Source organism: Streptomyces sp. NPDC005811 (assembly GCF_040630405.1).
Taxonomy (GTDB): domain Bacteria; phylum Actinomycetota; class Actinomycetes; order Streptomycetales; family Streptomycetaceae; genus Streptomyces.
In genome coordinates this window covers 113,711-129,574 of sequence record NZ_JBEXXK010000004.1, presented here as the reverse complement: position 1 = coordinate 129,574, position 15,864 = coordinate 113,711, and the positions used below count along the sequence as shown (strand labels likewise).

Annotated in this window: 16 protein-coding genes; 7 read left to right on the top strand and 9 right to left on the bottom strand. The window is 71.5% G+C overall.

Annotated elements, in window-relative coordinates; all coding sequences use genetic code 11:
- Nucleotides 1-33: 33 nt before the first annotated feature.
- Entirely contained in the window at nt 34-1,212 is a 1,179-nt protein-coding gene (locus ABZ490_RS05750; RefSeq protein ID WP_358984673.1) for an ROK family transcriptional regulator, read from the bottom strand.
- Between the two features lie 170 nt (nt 1,213-1,382).
- Here ABZ490_RS05750 and ABZ490_RS05745 point away from each other — a divergent pair, with 170 nt between their 5' ends.
- Nucleotides 1,383-2,585, top strand: a complete 1,203-nt coding sequence (locus tag ABZ490_RS05745; RefSeq protein WP_358984670.1) for a Gfo/Idh/MocA family oxidoreductase — start codon at nt 1,383-1,385, stop codon at nt 2,583-2,585.
- Nucleotides 2,586-2,616: 31 nt separating this feature from the next.
- Here the strand turns inward: ABZ490_RS05745 and ABZ490_RS05740 are convergent, their stop codons facing one another.
- Complete coding sequence (locus ABZ490_RS05740) at nt 2,617-3,312, bottom strand: L,D-transpeptidase (RefSeq protein WP_358984667.1); 696 nt, start codon at nt 3,310-3,312, stop codon at nt 2,617-2,619.
- 133 nt (nt 3,313-3,445) lie between these two features.
- Between ABZ490_RS05740 and ABZ490_RS05735 the strand changes: the two genes are divergently transcribed.
- Nucleotides 3,446-3,982 (top strand): hypothetical protein, encoded by a 537-nt coding sequence (locus ABZ490_RS05735; RefSeq protein ID WP_358984664.1) that lies wholly within the window; start codon nt 3,446-3,448, stop codon nt 3,980-3,982.
- 4 nt (nt 3,983-3,986) lie between these two features.
- On the opposite strand, the gene ABZ490_RS05730 is transcribed toward ABZ490_RS05735, so the two are convergent.
- The 4 genes from ABZ490_RS05730 to ABZ490_RS05715 all read right to left on the bottom strand — a co-directional run bounded on the left by ABZ490_RS05730 (nt 3,987) and on the right by ABZ490_RS05715 (nt 7,158).
- Nucleotides 3,987-4,901, bottom strand: a complete 915-nt coding sequence (locus ABZ490_RS05730; RefSeq protein ID WP_358984661.1) for an SDR family oxidoreductase — start codon at nt 4,899-4,901, stop codon at nt 3,987-3,989.
- 104 nt (nt 4,902-5,005) lie between these two features.
- Entirely contained in the window at nt 5,006-5,386 is a 381-nt protein-coding gene (locus ABZ490_RS05725) for a DUF4180 domain-containing protein (protein ID WP_358984658.1), read from the bottom strand.
- Nucleotides 5,387-5,443: 57 nt separating this feature from the next.
- Complete coding sequence (locus ABZ490_RS05720) at nt 5,444-6,073, bottom strand: MBL fold metallo-hydrolase (RefSeq protein WP_358984654.1); 630 nt, start codon at nt 6,071-6,073, stop codon at nt 5,444-5,446.
- Complete coding sequence (locus tag ABZ490_RS05715) at nt 6,073-7,158, bottom strand: S-(hydroxymethyl)mycothiol dehydrogenase (protein ID WP_358984651.1); 1,086 nt, start codon at nt 7,156-7,158, stop codon at nt 6,073-6,075. The genes ABZ490_RS05720 and ABZ490_RS05715 overlap by 1 nt, the downstream gene beginning before the upstream one ends.
- Before the next feature lie 159 nt (nt 7,159-7,317).
- Between ABZ490_RS05715 and ABZ490_RS05710 the strand changes: the two genes are divergently transcribed.
- Nucleotides 7,318-9,072, top strand: coding sequence for an ABC transporter ATP-binding protein (locus ABZ490_RS05710; protein WP_358984648.1), 1,755 nt, complete (start codon nt 7,318-7,320; stop codon nt 9,070-9,072).
- Nucleotides 9,073-9,154: 82 nt separating this feature from the next.
- On the opposite strand, the gene ABZ490_RS05705 is transcribed toward ABZ490_RS05710, so the two are convergent.
- Complete coding sequence (locus ABZ490_RS05705; protein ID WP_358984644.1) at nt 9,155-9,451, bottom strand: hypothetical protein; 297 nt, start codon at nt 9,449-9,451, stop codon at nt 9,155-9,157.
- Nucleotides 9,452-9,622: 171 nt separating this feature from the next.
- Between ABZ490_RS05705 and ABZ490_RS05700 the strand changes: the two genes are divergently transcribed.
- Nucleotides 9,623-9,991: a nuclear transport factor 2 family protein gene (locus tag ABZ490_RS05700; protein ID WP_358984641.1), complete on the top strand. Its 369-nt coding sequence runs from the start codon at nt 9,623-9,625 to the stop codon at nt 9,989-9,991.
- The gene (locus ABZ490_RS05695) at nt 9,979-10,233 is read left to right on the top strand and encodes a hypothetical protein (protein ID WP_358984638.1); all 255 of its coding nucleotides are present in this window, start codon (nt 9,979-9,981) and stop codon (nt 10,231-10,233) included. The genes ABZ490_RS05700 and ABZ490_RS05695 overlap by 13 nt, the downstream gene beginning before the upstream one ends.
- Before the next feature lie 27 nt (nt 10,234-10,260).
- On the opposite strand, the gene ABZ490_RS05690 is transcribed toward ABZ490_RS05695, so the two are convergent.
- Entirely contained in the window at nt 10,261-12,219 is a 1,959-nt protein-coding gene (locus ABZ490_RS05690; protein ID WP_358984636.1) for a ricin-type beta-trefoil lectin domain protein, read from the bottom strand.
- Nucleotides 12,220-12,454: 235 nt separating this feature from the next.
- On the opposite strand from ABZ490_RS05690, the gene ABZ490_RS05685 reads away from it, so the two are divergent.
- Nucleotides 12,455-13,669 (top strand): glycosyltransferase, encoded by a 1,215-nt coding sequence (locus ABZ490_RS05685; RefSeq protein ID WP_358985095.1) that lies wholly within the window; start codon nt 12,455-12,457, stop codon nt 13,667-13,669.
- A 36-nt stretch (nt 13,670-13,705) separates the two neighbouring features.
- Here the strand turns inward: ABZ490_RS05685 and ABZ490_RS05680 are convergent, their stop codons facing one another.
- Nucleotides 13,706-14,401, bottom strand: a complete 696-nt coding sequence (locus tag ABZ490_RS05680; protein WP_358984633.1) for a TetR/AcrR family transcriptional regulator — start codon at nt 14,399-14,401, stop codon at nt 13,706-13,708.
- A gap of 189 nt (nt 14,402-14,590) precedes the next feature.
- Between ABZ490_RS05680 and ABZ490_RS05675 the strand changes: the two genes are divergently transcribed.
- Nucleotides 14,591-15,835, top strand: a complete 1,245-nt coding sequence (locus ABZ490_RS05675) for a YncE family protein (protein WP_358984630.1) — start codon at nt 14,591-14,593, stop codon at nt 15,833-15,835.
- Nucleotides 15,836-15,864 lie beyond the last annotated feature (29 nt).

The following is a 15,864-nucleotide window of genomic DNA, read 5'->3' as shown; positions in this document are numbered from 1 at the left end:
TACTGATCACGTCCCCCTGTACACCGCCATCTGTCAACCCCCATCGGGCAGTTCATCCTTCCCGGCCCCCAACACCAGCACCTGGATGGCCAGAACGGCGGCACCGCGCGCCCAGTCGTGGAAGTCGGACACCTTGGTCTCCAGGTCCACGGGGGCGGCCAGCGGATGCCGGTGGGAGCGGACGGTCTCCGCGACCGTGACGCCGGCCACCTCCATCAGACCGACTCCTTCGCCGGCCAGGAGGATCTTCTGCGGCATGGCGAAGTTGGCGATCTGGGCCACCAGGGTGCCCAGGGCGCGGGCCGCCTCCGCGACCACCCGGGCGGGCAGGGGCTCGCCGTCGGCGGCGCGGGCGAGGATCTCCTCGTACGTCCACGCGCGACCGGTGGCGGCCTGGACCTGGTAGCGGATGCTGGGGATGGTCAGCAGCGAGACCGCGCTGCCGCGTTCGCCGTCGGGGGTGAGCGGCCCGTGCGGGTCCACGATCCAGTGGCGGCCGAACCCGCGGTCCTCCTCGGCGCACGGGACCCGCCGGCCGCCGAGGACCAGTCCGTAGCCGAGGCCGGCGCCGATGGTGAGGACGGCGAAGCGGTCGAGTCCGCGGCCGGCGCCGAACCAGGTCTCGGCCTCGACCAGCGCCGCGACGTCGTTCTCGACGACCACCGGCAGACCGGTGCGCTCCTCGGCGAGCGCGGCGAGCGGGACGTCCCGCCAGCCGAGGAAGACCGACTCGCCGACCACGGCACGGTCCCGGACGAACCCGCCGACCCCGATGCCGATACCGGCGATCCCGGGGTGCGCGCCGGTCAGCTCCTCGGTCATCTCACCGAGGAGGGCGACCACCTCGGCGGGCTCATGACGGGTGAGCGGGCGGTCGTGGCGGGCGACGATGTCACTGCGCAGGGTGGTGACGACGCCGTACACCATGTCCTCGGTGATCTTGAAGCCGAGGAAGGAGCGCGAGCCCGCGACCACGTCGAGCGGCTGCGAGGGGCGCCCCTGCCGCACCTCCGCCGGGCTTCCCGCCTCGGCCACCTCGACGAGCAGGCCCGACTCGGTCAGCGGCTTGGTCAGCCGGGTGAGGCTGCCGGCGGAGAGGTTCAGCCGGTGCGCGAGGTCGGTGCGGGACAGCGGCCCGTGGACGAGCACCTCGATCGCGACCGAGCGCTCCTGGGGGCTCAGCGGCAGCCAGCTGGCGGTACGTGCGGTCATGCGGGTCAGTCTCCCCCAGGGCCGGCGGCGCGATCTTTCTTTCGCTGCAAAAATATCAGGCCATCTCAGGTAAGGGGAAGCGGACCGACAGACTCACCATCGACCCTCTTGACGCCCAGATTCTTTTGCGTTGAAAGTAAGTACCTCAGCCAACGAAGGGCACCCCTCCCATGACGTTCTCGCTCGGCATCGTCGGCGCCGGACAGTTCTCCGGTCAGTTCGCGACGCTGTTCCAGGCCCACCCCGGCGTCGGTGACGTGTACGTCACCGATCTGCTGCCCGAGCGGGCCGAGCAGCTCGCCTCCGCACAGGGGCTGGCCGGCACCTTCCCCTCGTACGAGGCGATGCTGGAGTCCCCGGCGGTGGACGCCGTCGCGATCTTCACCCAGCGCTGGACCCACGGCCCGCTGGTGGTCCAGGGCCTGAACGCCGGCAAGCACGTCTACTCCGCCGTGCCCATGGCGATCAGCACGGAGGAGATCGCGGCGATCATCGACGCGGTCCGGGCGACCGGACTGACGTACATGATGGGCGAGACCAGCCAGTACAACCCGGCGACCGTGCACGCCCGCAACCGGATCGCCGAGGGCGCCTTCGGGCGGCTCTTCTACGCCGAGGGCGACTACGTCCACGACATGGACCTGGGGTTCTACGAGGCCTACCGGTACAGCGGCGGCGAGAACTGGAAGGCCACCGCCAGCTATCCGCCGCTGCTGTACCCGACGCACTCGGTGGGCGGGGTGCTCGGCGCCTGGCGGACGCACGCGGTGAGCGTGTCGGCGATCGGGGTGGTGGACGGGCGCGGCGACGGCGTCTTCGACAAGGACGTCAGTCAGTTCGGGAACGACGTCTCCAACGCGACCGCGCTGTTCGAGGTGGCGGGCGGCGGCTCGTTCCGTACGAACGAGTTCCGGCGGGTGGGCTACCCCTCGCACATCCGGGAGTCCCGGTTCCGCTTCTTCGGCACGGAGGCGAGCATGGAGCAGCTCGCCACGGTGGCGCTCTGGCAGGACAAGAAGGGGGTCACGGACATCAGTGAGCTGCTGGAACCCAAGCCCACCCTGTCCCCCGACGATCCCTCGCTCCAGCACATCGCGCCGGAGCTGCGGGCCGCCTTCACCTCCGGTTCGGCCCCCGTGCACGACCGCTCCCGGCTGCCGCGCGCGTTCGACGAGCTGCACAACGGGCACGAGGGCAGCCATCACTTCCTGGTGGACGACTTCGTGACCGCCGTCACCACCCGCACCCTGCCCTCGGTGAACGCCTGGGTCGCGGCCCGCTACACCCTGCCGGGCATCGTCGCGCACGAGTCGGCACGGCAGGGCGGGGTACGGCTGGCGATCCCGGACTTCGGAGACGCGCCGGAGGGCTGAGCCGGGCGAGCCGCGTGGGGTCCGGGTGCCGTCAGGTGCCCGGCTTGCGGCCGTACACGAAGACGTCGTCGCCGTTCCTCAGGAGCGACCAGTACTTCTTGGCGGTGGTCGTGGTCATGTTGACGCAGCCGTGGGAGCCCGGCGGGTTCCACATGCTGAGGTTGACCGAGTGGAAGGCCTGACCGCCGTCGAAGAACTGGCTGTAGGGCATCGGCACGTTGTAGATGTTCGACACATGGTCGATGTCACGCCAGTAGATCTTCTTCAGCCCGGTGCGGGTCTCGTACCCGTTGCGGCCCGTGCGGACCGGGACGGGACCGTAGACGAGCCTGCTGCCGTCCTGGATCCAGCTGAGCTGGAGCGTGAGGTTGACGCAGGCGATCCGGCCCCTGTTGGTGGGGCACCGGCCGGCCGCGTTGGGGTGGTTGCCCACCGCCTTCTGCTTGTTCATGAGATCCATCACGCCCCAGGTGACGGACCCCGCGTAGCCGACGGCCGGGGTGATGCCGTGCTTGTTCTGGAAGGCCTGGATGGCCCGGCAGTCGGCGGTCGACTGCCGGCCGTCGACGGGCCGGCCGAGGAACTTCTCGACCTGCTTCTGGTACGGCCCGGCCTGCGTGGTGCAGGTGGCGGCCTGGGCCGGCGCGGCGCCCAGCACGAGCGTCAGCGGGGCGAGCAGCCCCGTGACCCCGAGCGCGACGGCTCCTCTTCTGCGTATGTCCCCCATGGGTGCCCTCTTTCCGGCGCGGTTGCGATCTCGACAACCTAGACCGGTGGGCGGGGTGCGTGGTTGTGGTCCGGGGCAAGCTGTGACGAATCAGTGAAGTACCCCCGTCCGACGAAATGGAGTTCGTTCGCGTATGTCCGGTTTCATCCAGCAACTTCCCGCGCTCATAGGTGTGGTGATCGGTGCCCTCGGTTCCTATCTGGCGGTCGTGCGCAGCGACCGGGCCCGGTTCGGTCGGGAGCAGGCGGCGCGGTGGGAGGAGCGGCGGCTGTCGGTGTACGCCGACTACGCGCAGGCGTTGAAGAGATCGGTGGTGCTGACGTACCGCGTCGCCGCCCACCTCGGCAACGACCCGCACCCGCATCCGATGGCGCTGGCGGAGGCGGAGCCGCTGCTGGCGGAGGCCACCGACGGACGGGACCCGGCCGGGGAGGCGCTGATCATGCTGGGCAGCCGGCAGGTGGTGGACCGGGCCCGGGTGTGGGTGCGGGTGGTGATGGACATGGAGGCGTTCCTGCGGGCGGGGACCGTGGACCCCGGGGCCTGGCAGGGGCTGCTGGAGCGGCAGCGCGCCGGCCGTGAGGGCTACTACTCGGCCGTGCGCGAGGACCTGGCGCTGCCGCCGGGGCATCCGGCGCGCTGGCCCTCGATGCCGGTCTCGGACGGGTGAGGGGTCAGCGGTAGCCCGTCACGTCCGCAGGCTTCCCGGCGTCCTGGACCTCGACCAGATAGCGCCAGGCGTCGGGGCGGCTGCCGTCGAGGTCGGTGTAGCCGTAGAACGGGGCGAGGCCGCCGCTGGAGAGGGACCGGCCGTTGAAGCGGGCCACGTCCGGGTCGGCGGCGAGGGCGGCGACGGCCCGGCCGACATAGCGGGGTGTCTCGGAGATCGCGAAGTGGGGTTCGGTGGCGAGGGCGTCGCGCCAGGTGTCCTCGGTGACGCCGAACGCGTCGAGCATGATCTCCGAGCGCATCCAGCCGGGGGTGAGGGCGACGGCGGTGGCGCCGCGCGGGCCGAGTTCATGGCCGAGGGAGAACGCCATGCGCAGCACGGAGGTCTTGGCGAGGTCGTAGAAGAAGCTGTTGCGGTAGGTGTCGCGGTTGTACTCGGCGGTGCCGTCGGTCATCTCCACGACCAGGCCGCCGGGGTGCCGCAGCAGCAACGGGAGGGCGTGGTGGCTGGTGATCGCGTGGGTCTCGACGGCGAGGCGGAGCAGTCTGAGGCCCTTGTCCAGGTCGTGCTCCCAGACGGGGGTGTCCCACGCGAAGAGGTGCTCGGCGCCCCAGATGTCGTTGACGAGGACGTCCAGTCGGCCCTGTTCGGTGTCGACGCGCTCGACGAGTGCCCTGACCCGGTCGGGTTCGAGATGGTCCGTGGGGACGGCGATGCCCTGTCCGCCGGCCTCGGTGACCAGGTCGGCGGTGTCCTCCAGGGTCTCGGGGCGGTCGTACTCGGAGCGGCGGTCGCGGGTGGTGCGGCCCGTCACGTAGACGGTGGCCCCGGCCGCGCCCAGTTCGACGGCGATGCCCCGTCCGGCGCCCCTCGTCGCCCCCGCCACCAGTGCGACCCTGCCCTCCAGCGGACCTGCCATGTCCGGCCTCCTCGTGTGTCCCTCGGGTGTTCTCCGGTGTGGATTCGAGGATCGCGTGGAAGCCGGACGTCTTCTGTCGCCTTTTCCGGCGGGTTCGCCGGAGGTCACCCGGTGGGGCTCAGCCGGTCCGCCAGTTCGCCTTCGTCGGCGACGAACCAGAGCTGGCGGCCCCGGTTCGCCTCGTACACGAAGTCACGGAGCGCGGAGCTGTCGGCGAGGTGCCGGGAGATGTCGCCGACGACGGCCAGCCGCAGCCGGTAGTTCGCGAACTTCTGCACGACCGCGCCCGCGACCCCCGAGCGCAGCCGGAAGAACTCCTCCCCGCAGCGCTCGGCGGGGACCGCGACCAGTTCCGCGTCGTGTCCCATCGCGTCGCCGACGAGATCGAGCGCGGCGCGCTCCCCGTCGAGCGCCGGCCCCTCGGGGGCGCAGCGCAGGACGCGGGTGGTGTGCAGGGTCGTGAGCGTGGTCGCGGTGGTGGTCATGCGGATGATCGTAGGAGTGTCGTACGACCCTGTGCGCGCCGTTTTCCGCCGGCGGCGTCAGTGCCCGCGCGCGATCCACTCCTCCAGGTGGGGTGCCTCCGCGCCGATGGTCGTGGCGTCGCCGTGGCCGGTGAGCACCTTGGTCTCGGGCGGGAGGGAGAGCAGCTTCTCGCGGATCGAGGTGATGATCGTCGGGAAGTGGGAGTAGGAGCGGCCGGTGGCTCCGGGGCCGCCCTGGAACAGGGTGTCGCCGGTGAACAGGACACCGAGCCCGGGGTCGTACAGGCAGACCGCGCCGGGCGCGTGCCCGGGGGTGTGCAGGACCGTGAGATCGGCGCCGGCGGCCTCGATGACCTGGCCGTCGGCCAGATGGGCGTCGGGCTCGCGGTCCGGGTGGGTGAGCTTCCACAGCGGCAGGTCGTCCGGGTGCAGCCAGATGGTCGCGCCGGTCAGCTCGGCGAGGGCGGGTGCCGCGCCGATGTGGTCGTTGTGGGCGTGGGTGCACACGATGGCGGTGAGCCGGCGGTCGCCGACGGCCGCGGCGATGGCGGCGGCGTCATGGGCGGCGTCGATGACGATCGCCTCGTGGTCGTCGCCGACGATCCAGACGTTGTTGTCGACGTCCCAGGTGCCGCCGTCGAGGCTGAACTGCCCCGAGGTGACGAGTCGTTCGATCCGGGCGGCCATCACAGCACCACCACCGAGCGCAGCACGTCGCCGTGGTGCATCCGCTCGAACGCCTGCTCCACCTCGTCGAGGGCGATGGTCTCGGTGACGAACGCGCCGAGGTCGAGACGACCCTGCTGGTGCAGGTCGATCAGCATCGGGAAGTCGCGGGAGGGCAGGCAGTCGCCGTACCAGGAGGACTTCAGGGAACCGCCGCGGCCGAAGACGTCCAGGAGCGGGAGTTCGAGCTTCATCTCCGGGGTCGGGACGCCGACCAGGACGACCGTGCCGGCCAGGTCGCGGCCGTAGAACGCCTGCTGGTACGTCTCGGGGCGGCCGACGGCCTCGATGACGACGTCCGCGCCGAAGCCGCCGGTCAGCTCGCGGATCGCCTCGACCGCGTCGGTCTCCTTGGAGTTGACCGTGTGGGTGGCGCCCATCTTCTTCGCCGTCTCCAGCTTGCGGTCGTCGATGTCGACGGCGATGATCCGCGCCGCACCGGCGAGGTTCGCGCCCGCGATCGCCGCGTCGCCGACGCCGCCGCAGCCGATCACGGCGACCGTGTCGCCGCGGCCCACGTTGCCGGTGTTGATGGCGGCGCCGATGCCCGCCATCACCCCGCAGCCGAGCAGCCCGGCCACGGCGGGCGACACCGACGGGTCGACCTTGGTGCACTGGCCGGCCGCGACGAGCGTCTTCTCGGCGAAGGCGCCGATGCCGAGGGCCGGGGACAGCTCGGTGCCGTCGAGGAGGGTCATCTTCTGCTTCGCGTTGTGCGTGTCGAAGCAGTACCACGGGCGCCCGCGCAGACAGGCCCGGCACTGCCCGCACACCGCACGCCAGTTGAGGATCACGAAGTCGCCCGGCGCGACGTCCGTGACGCCCTCGCCGACGGACTCCACCACGCCCGCCGCCTCGTGGCCGAGGAGGAAGGGGAACTCGTCGTTGATCCCGCCCTGCTTGTAGTGCAGATCGGTGTGGCACACGCCACAGGCCTGGATCTGTACGACGGCCTCGCCGGGGCCGGGGTCCGGGATCACGATCGTCTCCACCCGCACCGGCTCGTTCTTGCCCGGTGCGATCACTCCGCGTACTTCCTGCGGCATGGTGCTGCCCCTTTCTTCGGCGGTCATCCGTCCCAGGTCCGACCCTACGCGTGACTGATCGGTAAGGGCACGGCCGACTGCCCCGGAAGCCCTCCTGCCGGCCACGCTCGGCGACCGCCGCCGTAGCCTGAGGGCTCCGTCCCCGCGCCGAGGAGCCCCGTGAGCAACGCAGAGACAGCCGGCATACGACCCCCGTGGCGGCTGCTGCTCGACTACGTCCGACCGCACCGCTGGACCCTGCTGGCGGGGGCGGTGCTGTCGCTGGTCACCGGGGCGACCGGGCTGCTGCTGCCGCTCGTGGCACGGGGGTTGATCGAGGACCTGTCCCACGACCGGCCGATCACCGGGGCGTTGCTCGTCCTGACGTGCCTGGTCGTCGCCAACGCGGCGGTGGGAGCGCTGGGTTCGTATGTACTGCGGCGCACCGCCGAGTCCGTGGTGCTGGGCGCGCGGCGGGCACTGTCGTCGTATCTGCTGCGGCTGCGGATCCCGGCCGTGGACCGCAGCGAGCCCGGCGACCTGATGGCCCGGATCACCTCCGACACGACCCTGCTGCGCGAGGTCACCACCGACTCGCTGGTGGGCCTCGGCACCGGAGGGCTCACCCTGGTCGCTACGGTCGTGATGATGGCGCTGGTCGATCCGGTGCTGCTGGGCGTGACCCTGGCCGTGATCCTGTGTGCCGGAGCGGTCCTCGGGCTGATCGTGCCCCGGATCAACCGGGCCAGCCGGCAGGCGCAGGACGCGGTCGGGGTGATGGGGGCCTCGCTGGAGCGGGTGCTGGGCGCGCTGCGCACCGTGAAGGCGTCCGGCGCCGAGCCCCGGGAGGAGGAGACGCTGCACGCGGCGGCCGAGGAGTCCTGGCGGCAGAGCGTACGGGCGGCCAAGTGGTCGGCGGCGGCCGGGAACACGGCCGGGCTCGCGATGCAGAGCGCGTTCATCACGGTGCTGGCGGTGGGCGGGGCGCGGGTCGCCACGGGCGCGATCGGCGTCGGCACCCTGGTGGCGTTCCTGCTGTACGTCTTCTATCTGATGGCGCCGATCCAGCAGGTCGTGGGCGCGATCACCCAGTACCAGACGGGCGCGGCCGCCCTCGGCCGGATCCAGGAGGCGCTGGCGCTGCCCGCCGAGCCGGCGGCCCGGCCCGCCCCGCTGCCCTCCCCCGCCGCCGAACCGGCCTCGCTCTCCTTCACCGACGTCCGCTTCCGGTACGCCGACGATCTGCCGTACGTGCACCACGGGGTGACGTTCGACGTCCCGGCACGGGGCATGACGGCGTTCGTCGGGCCGTCGGGCGCGGGGAAGACCACGGTGTTCTCGCTGATCGAGCGGTTCTACGACCCCGAGTCCGGCACGATCCGCCTCGACGGGCGCGCCCTCGGGGACTGGGAACTGCCGCTGCTGCGGTCGTCCATCGGGTACGTCGAGCAGGACGCGCCGGTGCTGTCGGGCTCGCTGCGCGCCAATCTGCTGCTGGGCAACCCGGAGGCGGACGAGGACACCGTACGGCGGGTGCTGAAGACGACCCGGCTGGACGGGCTGGTCGACCGGCTGCCGCAGGGCCTGGAGACGCTGGTCGGGCACCGGGGGACGAAGCTGTCCGGCGGGGAGCGGCAGCGGGTGGCCATCGCCCGGGCCCTGCTGCGCCGGCCCCGGCTGCTGCTGCTCGACGAGGCGACCTCGCAGCTGGACGCGGTGAACGAGGCGGCGCTGCGGGACACGGTGGCCGATGTCGCCCGCACGACGACGGTGCTGGTCGTGGCGCACCGGCTGTCGACGGTGACGTCGGCCGACCGGATCGTCGTCATGGACGCGGGCCGGGTACGGGCGGTGGGGACGCACCGTGAGCTGGTGACGGGCGATCCGCTGTACGCCGAGCTCGCGGCGACCCAGTTCCTGGCGACGGCCGAGTGAGGGAAGGGTGCCGGGGGCCGACGCCGAAGGGGCCGCCGCCCGGCGGAAAGGCCCGGGCGGCGGCCCCACGGGGACCGCGCGGCTACTGGACCGCGGGGAGCAGCCCGGTGACGGGCGCGACGAGGTCGGTGACCTGGTGCAGTTCGCTCAGCTTCTCGAGCTGGTGCACGTTGTTCAGTTCGGCGAGCTGACGGGAGACCGGCGGCAGCTCGTCCCGGTGCTCCGCCGGCATCCCGTCGGCGACCAGCGAGTCGATCATGGTCATCGGGTGGATCCGGCCGTCGGACGGGGCGTCGGCCGCGTTCGCCAGGGGCGCGGCGAGGCCCGCGACCCCGGCGGCGAGGGCGGCGACTGCGGCGATGCGTCGAGTGGAGATCATGCCCTCTGCAACGCGGCGGGCGCCGTCGCGGACACGGGTGGCGGACCGGGCTCACTCAAGAGGCGGAGCCGTGCCGCTGCGCTTGCCGAGGCCCACGGGGCGGAGGACGCTCGAAGGTGAGGGACCGGCGGCCCGGCTCCCCACGGTCCGCGGCCCTCCAAGGAGGTCACCATGGGCACCGCGGCAAGTTCCGGCTTCTCCACCGACACCCTGCGCAGGGGGGTCGAGGGATCGACCGCTTCTGAACTGTTGTCCCTCTACGCGGACGACGCGCAGCTGCGCATCGTCGACCGCAACACCCAGCCCAGCAGCCCCCGGGTACTGCACGGCAGGGCGGAGATCGGCGAGCTGCTGCAGGACGTGTACAGCCGCGACATCAAGGCGCACAAGGTGGACGAGTGCATCATGCAGGGCGACCGTGCCGCCTTCACCGAGTCCTGCGAGTACGCGGACGGTGTGCGGGTCCTGTCCGAGTCGATGGTCACTCTGCGGGACGGCAAGATCGTCGAGCAGACGATGATCCAGGCATGGGACGAGTAGGGAGGAAGTTCGCCGGGGTCCGGGTCACCTCACGGCTGACCTGGACCTTCTCGGCCCGGCTGGGGCGCTCGCGCGGCCACCGTTCCGCGCTGCCCGGGCCGGCGTCGGCGGCGGGCCGGAAGCTCTCCGTCGCGGTGCTGCGGACGGTCCTGGGAGCGGCACGCCGACCGCGCCCGCTCCCTCCCGCGCCCGCGCACCGGCACCGGCCCCCGCTGCCGGTACGCCGCCGCCGGACGCGGTGACGTCCGGCGGGGGCGGTGTCGTCCGCGTCAGTTCAGCGACCAGCTCTGGTTGGTGGCGCCGCTGCACGACCAGAGCACGAGCACGGAGCGGTTGGCGGTGGCCGCGCCGTTGACGTCGAGGCAGAGGCCCGCGTTGACGTTGGTGATCGTGCCGTCGCTGTTGACGTTCCACTTCTGGTTGTTCTGGCCGTTGCAGTCCCAGATGACGGCCTTGGTGCCGTTGGTGGTGCCCAGGTTGTAGGCGTCGAGGCACTTGTTGCCGTACACCACGAGTTCCTTGCGGGAGGTGTACGTCCAGGACTGGTTCTGGCCGCCGTTGCAGTCCCAGATCTCCGCCTGGGTGCCGTTGGTGATGGTGTTGTTGTAGACGTCCAGGCAGCGGCTGGAGGCCTTGCCGACGACCTGGGTGCCGTTCACGCCCGCCAGGGGTCTGACGGTGATGTCGGCGAGGGTCGGGGCGTTGCTGAAGGTCAGCGTGTTGGCCGAGCCCTTGGACAGGCCGACCAGGAGGCTGATCGTGCCCTGGCTCGAACCGGTCGGCGGGAAGGAGACCGTGGTGGCGCCCTGCCCGTTGACCTTGAGGGTCGCGGTCTTCGCCGTCGAGGCGGTGTTGGTGTAGGCGACGTCCACGATCTTGGTGCCGGTGGCGCCCGCGACCACGCCGGAGAAGCCGGACGTACCGGTGTAGGTGGTGCCGGAGGCCTCGGTGCCGCCGGTGACGGTGAGCATCACCGAGCCGCCCGCCGGGACGCTCTGGGTGTAGCTCGTGCTGTACGAGCCGATGTCGGACCGGGACCACAGGTCGCGCACGGTCGCGGAGGCGCTGGTCAGACCCAGGTCGGCCCACCGGACGGTGATGTTCGCGGCGGCGGAGGTCCGGTTGAGCAGGACGACGGCCCGCTTGCCGGTGCCGGAGAGCACCTTGCCGTACACCTGGAGCCCGGTGGTGTCCTCGGCGACCTTGACGCCCTGGAGTCCGCGCGCGTCCTGGTCGACGGCGATGACCTCGGGGTTCTTGAGGATGTTCGCGGTCTCGGTGGTCATGGTGGTGAGGTCGTTGCCGGCCAGCAGCGGGGCGCCGGAGACGGCCCAGAGGTTCATGTGGGTGCGGTTCTGGGCGGCGGTGAAGCCGCTCATGCCGACCATCAGCATGTCCGGGTCGTTGTAGTAGCCGGTGTGCTGGGCGAGCGGGTGCAGGCCCTGGTCGAAGTTGGACAGCAGGTTCGTCATCGACGGCGAGTTGCCGTAGTAGATGATGTCGGTGCTGGTCCGGTACAGGGGGGCGAGGCCCGGGGCCCAGTTCCAGGGGTTGCCGTAGCCCCAGTTGCAGATCGAGAGGGTGAGCGCGCGGCCCGTGGTGGCGCTCGCCTGGGCGACGGCGTCGCTGATCGCGGTGTACGTCGTCTGCGGGTCGAGGCCCTCGGCGTCACCGCCGCACCAGTCGACCTTCACGAAGTCGAAGCCCCACTTCGAGAACTGGAGCATGTCCTGCGCGTAGTGGCCCTCGCTGCCGCTGCCCGGCGCGGCGGGGCGGCCGGTCGGGTAGTAGTAGCCGCAGCCGTCCTTGCCGGCGTCCGTGTAGATGCCGGCCTTGAGGCCCTTGCTGTGGATGTAGTCGGCGATGGCGCTCATCCCGCCGGGCCACTCCGACTCGTCGACGGTGATGTTGCCGTCGCTGTCGCGGGTGCCCTGCCACCAGCCCTCGTCGATGTTGACGTACTGGTATCCGGCCGCGGGCAGGCCCGCCGAGACGAACGCGTCGACCTGGCCCTTGATGACGCTGTAGTCGATCTTCGCGGCGAAGCTGTTCCAGGACGCCCAGCCCATCGGGGCCGTGGGCACCGCGATCTGACGGGTCGTCGCCGCCTGCGCGGGGGCGGGGCCCGCGAACAGGAGGGCGGCGGTCGCGGTCAGCGCCAGGGCGAGGAGGCGCACGGCTGCGGTTCTGCAGCGCCTGAGAAGGCTTGAGCGCGGAGGGGGATACATGCGGCGACTCCGGGGGGTATTCGATATCTCGAACGAGGATCGGCGAACCGAACGGCTGCGCGCCCGAAAGTAGGGCCGCCGGAAGGGCAAGTCAACGGCTGCGACAGAAGTCATGTGACCGGTCTCAGGGTGAGTGATGTGACCGGTCTCAGAAATGAAGTGACGGACTCCTTCGGGTCGTTGGCCCCACCGCGCTCCGGCCGCCGTCATACTGTCCGACGTGCGAGTGGCGATCATGACGGCGGGCTCCCGGGGCGATGTCGCCCCCTTCACCGGCCTCGGGCACGCTCTGGTGCGCGCGGGCCACGAGGTCACCCTGGTCACCCATGAGCGGTTCGCGCCGCTGGTGACCGGCTCCGGGGTGGATTTCCATCCGCTCCCGGTGGACCCACGGGCCGAACTGGAGTCGGAGCGCGGCCGGGGGCTGCACCACAGCGCCAGCGGGCCGGGCAAGCTGCTGCGGGCGATCCGGCTGGCGCGGGCGGTGGTCGGCGAGATGACCGACGATCTCGTGACCGCCGCGCACAGCGCCGACGCCCTGCTGGCGGCGGCCCCGCTCGCGCCCCTGGCACGGACCATCGCCGAGGGGCTCTCCCTGCCGATCCTCGGCCTCCACCTCCAGCCCATCGCGCCCACCCGGGAGTTCGCCCCGCCCATGCTCGGCGGCGGCTCCTGGGGCGCCCTCGGCAACCGGCTCGCCGGGCGCGGCGTCGAACGGGCCGTCGACCAGGTCTTCGCCCCGGTCCTGCCCGCGGTCCGCGCCCGCCTGGGCCTGCCGGCCAAGGGCCCGCGTTCACGCGGGCGCCGGAGTGCGCCGGTGCTGCACGGCTTCAGCCCCCTCCTGGTGCCCCGGCCCCACGACTGGCGGCCGGGGCTCGACATCACCGGCTACTGGTGGCCGTACGACCGCGAACGGCATCTCCCCGCCGCCCTGCGGGAGTTCCTGGACGCGGGGCCGCCGCCGGTCTTCATCGGCCTGGGCAGCGCTACGGTGCCCGACCCCCGGCGGCTGAGCGCCGAGATCGTACGGGCGCTGCGACTCGCCGGGCTGCGCGGGGTGATCCAGCGCGGCTGGGCCGGTCTCGCGGCCGACGGCGACGACCTCCTGACCGTCGACGACGTCCCGCACGCGCTGCTCTTCCCCGAGACGGCCGCCGTGGTCCACCACTGCGGCGCGGGCACCACGGCGGCCGGCGTCCGCGCGGGCGTGCCCGCCGTACCGGTCCCGATCCAGTTCGACGAGGGCTTCTGGGCCGACCGCCTCGTGACGGCGGGGGTGGCCCCCCAGGCGGTCCCCCTGCGCCGTCTCACCGCCGAAACCCTGGCGACGGCCCTGGCCCGCGCCACCCGCGAGCCCCGGTACACCGAACGGGCCAGAGAGCTGGGCGCACGGGTACGCGCGGAGAACGGAGCGGAGCGAGCGGTGGAGGCGGTGAGCCGGCTGCGGTGAGGGAGAGCCGAGCCTGGCGACACGCAGGGTGAAGGCTCAGGGGTCCCGGCGGACCCCGCCGGACAGGCCCTGGCCTTCCTCCGGGGTCCAGCCCGGTGGACGCAGGATCCCCAGGAGTTGGCGGACCAGTTCGTCGACCACCTCGTCCAGGGTGGCGTCGACCCAGCCGGCCGTCCAGTCGTGGAGGAGGCCGTTGACGCTGCCGATGAAGGCCGTGGCCGGGAGACGGTAGTCGCGCGGGGCCGCCTCGCCCCGTTCCGCGGCGGCCGTGGCCTCGGCGCAGATCAGCTCGACCCAGCGGGCCCGGCGGGCCAGACGCTGCTCCTCCAGCCGGGGGCTGACGCCGACGATCTCGACGAAGGTGATCCTGATCCGGCTGGGGTCCGAGGTGACGTTGGCGGCGTAGGCGCGGAAGATCGCCGTGACCCGCTCGGCCTGGGGCAGGCCCTCCGCCGCGGCGAAGGCGGCCACGACGGCCTCCTCCGCCCAGTCGTTGACCTGGAGATGGAGCGCCGCGAGGACATCCTCCAGGGTGCGGAACTCCTCGTAGAACTGACGCGTCGACAGTCCCGCGGCCTCGCTGAGCGCCGCGACCGTCGTCCCGCGGAAGCCGGGGATGCCCCCGAACAGCTTCAGCGCCGCGTCCAGGAATCTCCCGCGCCGCTCCGCCTGCCGCTCGGCCGCGGTCTTGCCGCCGTACCGGCCGGTCGGCGCCCTGAACCTGCCCGTCACTGCACCCTCCCGAGTCGCTCCGTGCTCCCCCGTGGCCAATTTTGTCGTGCACGGAGTCTTGTGGCGAAGGGCACCCCTTCCTTACTTTCCAGTAAGTACAGTCTGAACGCAGCCGTGTTCAGATTCGGGCTTCTTCGAGCCGCTCAGCCCTGCCCCACCCGTTTCCCCACTCCGGAGGAGTGAGCACTCATGGCCGCCTTCAGACCCGGGCACCTCTGTGCCGTAGCCGCCGCCCTCGTCCTGTCCGTCACCGCCCCCGCGACCACGGCCCAGGCCGCGTCCGGCGCCGCACTGCGCGAGGTGCTGTTCGTCGGCAACAACTGGGAGGGCACCGCGGACGTCATCAAGTCCGCCGGTGACTTCGCGAAGGTCGGCCGGATCAATGTGATCCCCGACAAGGACGCGCGGATGGCGGAGATCAACGCCGATCCGATCAAGTGGATCTACTTCATGGCCATCCGCAACGGCGTCGGCGAGGGCCACGACCAGTTCGTGGACGACATGTACTCCACGCCGGACGGGAAGTCCGTGGTCGTCTCGCGCCCCAGCTTCGCCGACGTCGTCTCCATCAACCTCTCCACCGGTGCCATCAACTGGCGCTTCCCGGTGTCCGGTTACCGCTCCGACCACATGGCCGTCTCCCCCGACGGCACCCGGGTCGCGGTCTCCGCGTCGACCGCCAACACCGTGCACGTCCTGGACATCAACACCGGCAAGCAGGTGGGGTCGTTCGCCACCGGCGACAAGCCGCACGAGAACATCTTCACCAAGGACGGCAAGTACATCTACAACATGGCGATCGGTGACGTGAACACCGATCTCGACGCCCCGTGGCTGGACTGGACGAAGGGCGACCGGCACATCACGGTCGTCGACGCGACCACGTACAAGCAGGTCAAGATCATCGACATGCGGCAGAAGCTGGACGCGATCGGCCTCACCGACTACTCGGACGCGGTGCGCCCGGCGGTGTTCTCGCCGGACGAGTCCAAGCTCTACTTCCAGGTGTCGTTCTTCAACGGCTTCTTCGAGTACGACCTCGCCAGCGACAGCATCACCCGCACCAAGACGCTGCCGAAGAACCCGGCGACGAGCGACGACCGCACCACCTTCGTCAACGACTCCCGCCACCACGGTCTGTCGATGAGCCCCGACGGCAGCAAGCTGTGCGTCGCGGGCACCATGGACGACTACGCGACGGTCGTCAACCGCAGCACCCTCCAGGAGGGCCCGCTGGTCACCGCGTCCAAGCCGTACTGGGCCACGGTCAGCGGCGACGGCAAGGACTGCGTGATCTCCGAGAGCGGCGCCGACCAGGTCACCGCGATCGACTTCGCCACCGGCCAGAAGGTCCTGTCGATCCCGGTGGGCGACCACCCGCAGCGGGTGCGGCTCGGCCATGTCGCCGCCGACTGGACGGGCACCGGCAGCTGACCGGTCGCGGCACGAGAGGGGGCGGGCGC

Bases quoted from the DNA above. Each gene is read 5' to 3' on its own strand.
- ABZ490_RS05745 (WP_358984670.1), top strand. From the start codon at position 1,383: ATGACGTTCTCGCTCGGCATCGTCGGCGCCGGACAGTTCTCCGGTCAG.
- ABZ490_RS05720 (WP_358984654.1), bottom strand. From the start codon at position 6,073: ATGGCCGCCCGGATCGAACGACTCGTCACCTCGGGGCAGTTCAGCCTC.
- ABZ490_RS05685 (WP_358985095.1), top strand. From the start codon at position 12,455: ATGACGGCGGGCTCCCGGGGCGATGTCGCCCCCTTCACCGGCCTCGGG.
- ABZ490_RS05695 (WP_358984638.1), top strand. From the start codon at position 9,979: ATGGGACGAGTAGGGAGGAAGTTCGCCGGGGTCCGGGTCACCTCACGG.
- ABZ490_RS05715 (WP_358984651.1), bottom strand. From the start codon at position 7,158: ATGCCGCAGGAAGTACGCGGAGTGATCGCACCGGGCAAGAACGAGCCG.
- ABZ490_RS05700 (WP_358984641.1), top strand. From the start codon at position 9,623: ATGGGCACCGCGGCAAGTTCCGGCTTCTCCACCGACACCCTGCGCAGG.
- ABZ490_RS05690 (WP_358984636.1), bottom strand. From the start codon at position 12,219: ATGTATCCCCCTCCGCGCTCAAGCCTTCTCAGGCGCTGCAGAACCGCA.
- ABZ490_RS05730 (WP_358984661.1), bottom strand. From the start codon at position 4,901: ATGGCAGGTCCGCTGGAGGGCAGGGTCGCACTGGTGGCGGGGGCGACG.
- ABZ490_RS05725 (WP_358984658.1), bottom strand. From the start codon at position 5,386: ATGACCACCACCGCGACCACGCTCACGACCCTGCACACCACCCGCGTC.
- ABZ490_RS05675 (WP_358984630.1), top strand. From the start codon at position 14,591: ATGGCCGCCTTCAGACCCGGGCACCTCTGTGCCGTAGCCGCCGCCCTC.
- ABZ490_RS05735 (WP_358984664.1), top strand. From the start codon at position 3,446: ATGTCCGGTTTCATCCAGCAACTTCCCGCGCTCATAGGTGTGGTGATC.
- ABZ490_RS05740 (WP_358984667.1), bottom strand. From the start codon at position 3,312: ATGGGGGACATACGCAGAAGAGGAGCCGTCGCGCTCGGGGTCACGGGG.
- ABZ490_RS05705 (WP_358984644.1), bottom strand. From the start codon at position 9,451: ATGATCTCCACTCGACGCATCGCCGCAGTCGCCGCCCTCGCCGCCGGG.
- ABZ490_RS05750 (WP_358984673.1), bottom strand. From the start codon at position 1,212: ATGACCGCACGTACCGCCAGCTGGCTGCCGCTGAGCCCCCAGGAGCGC.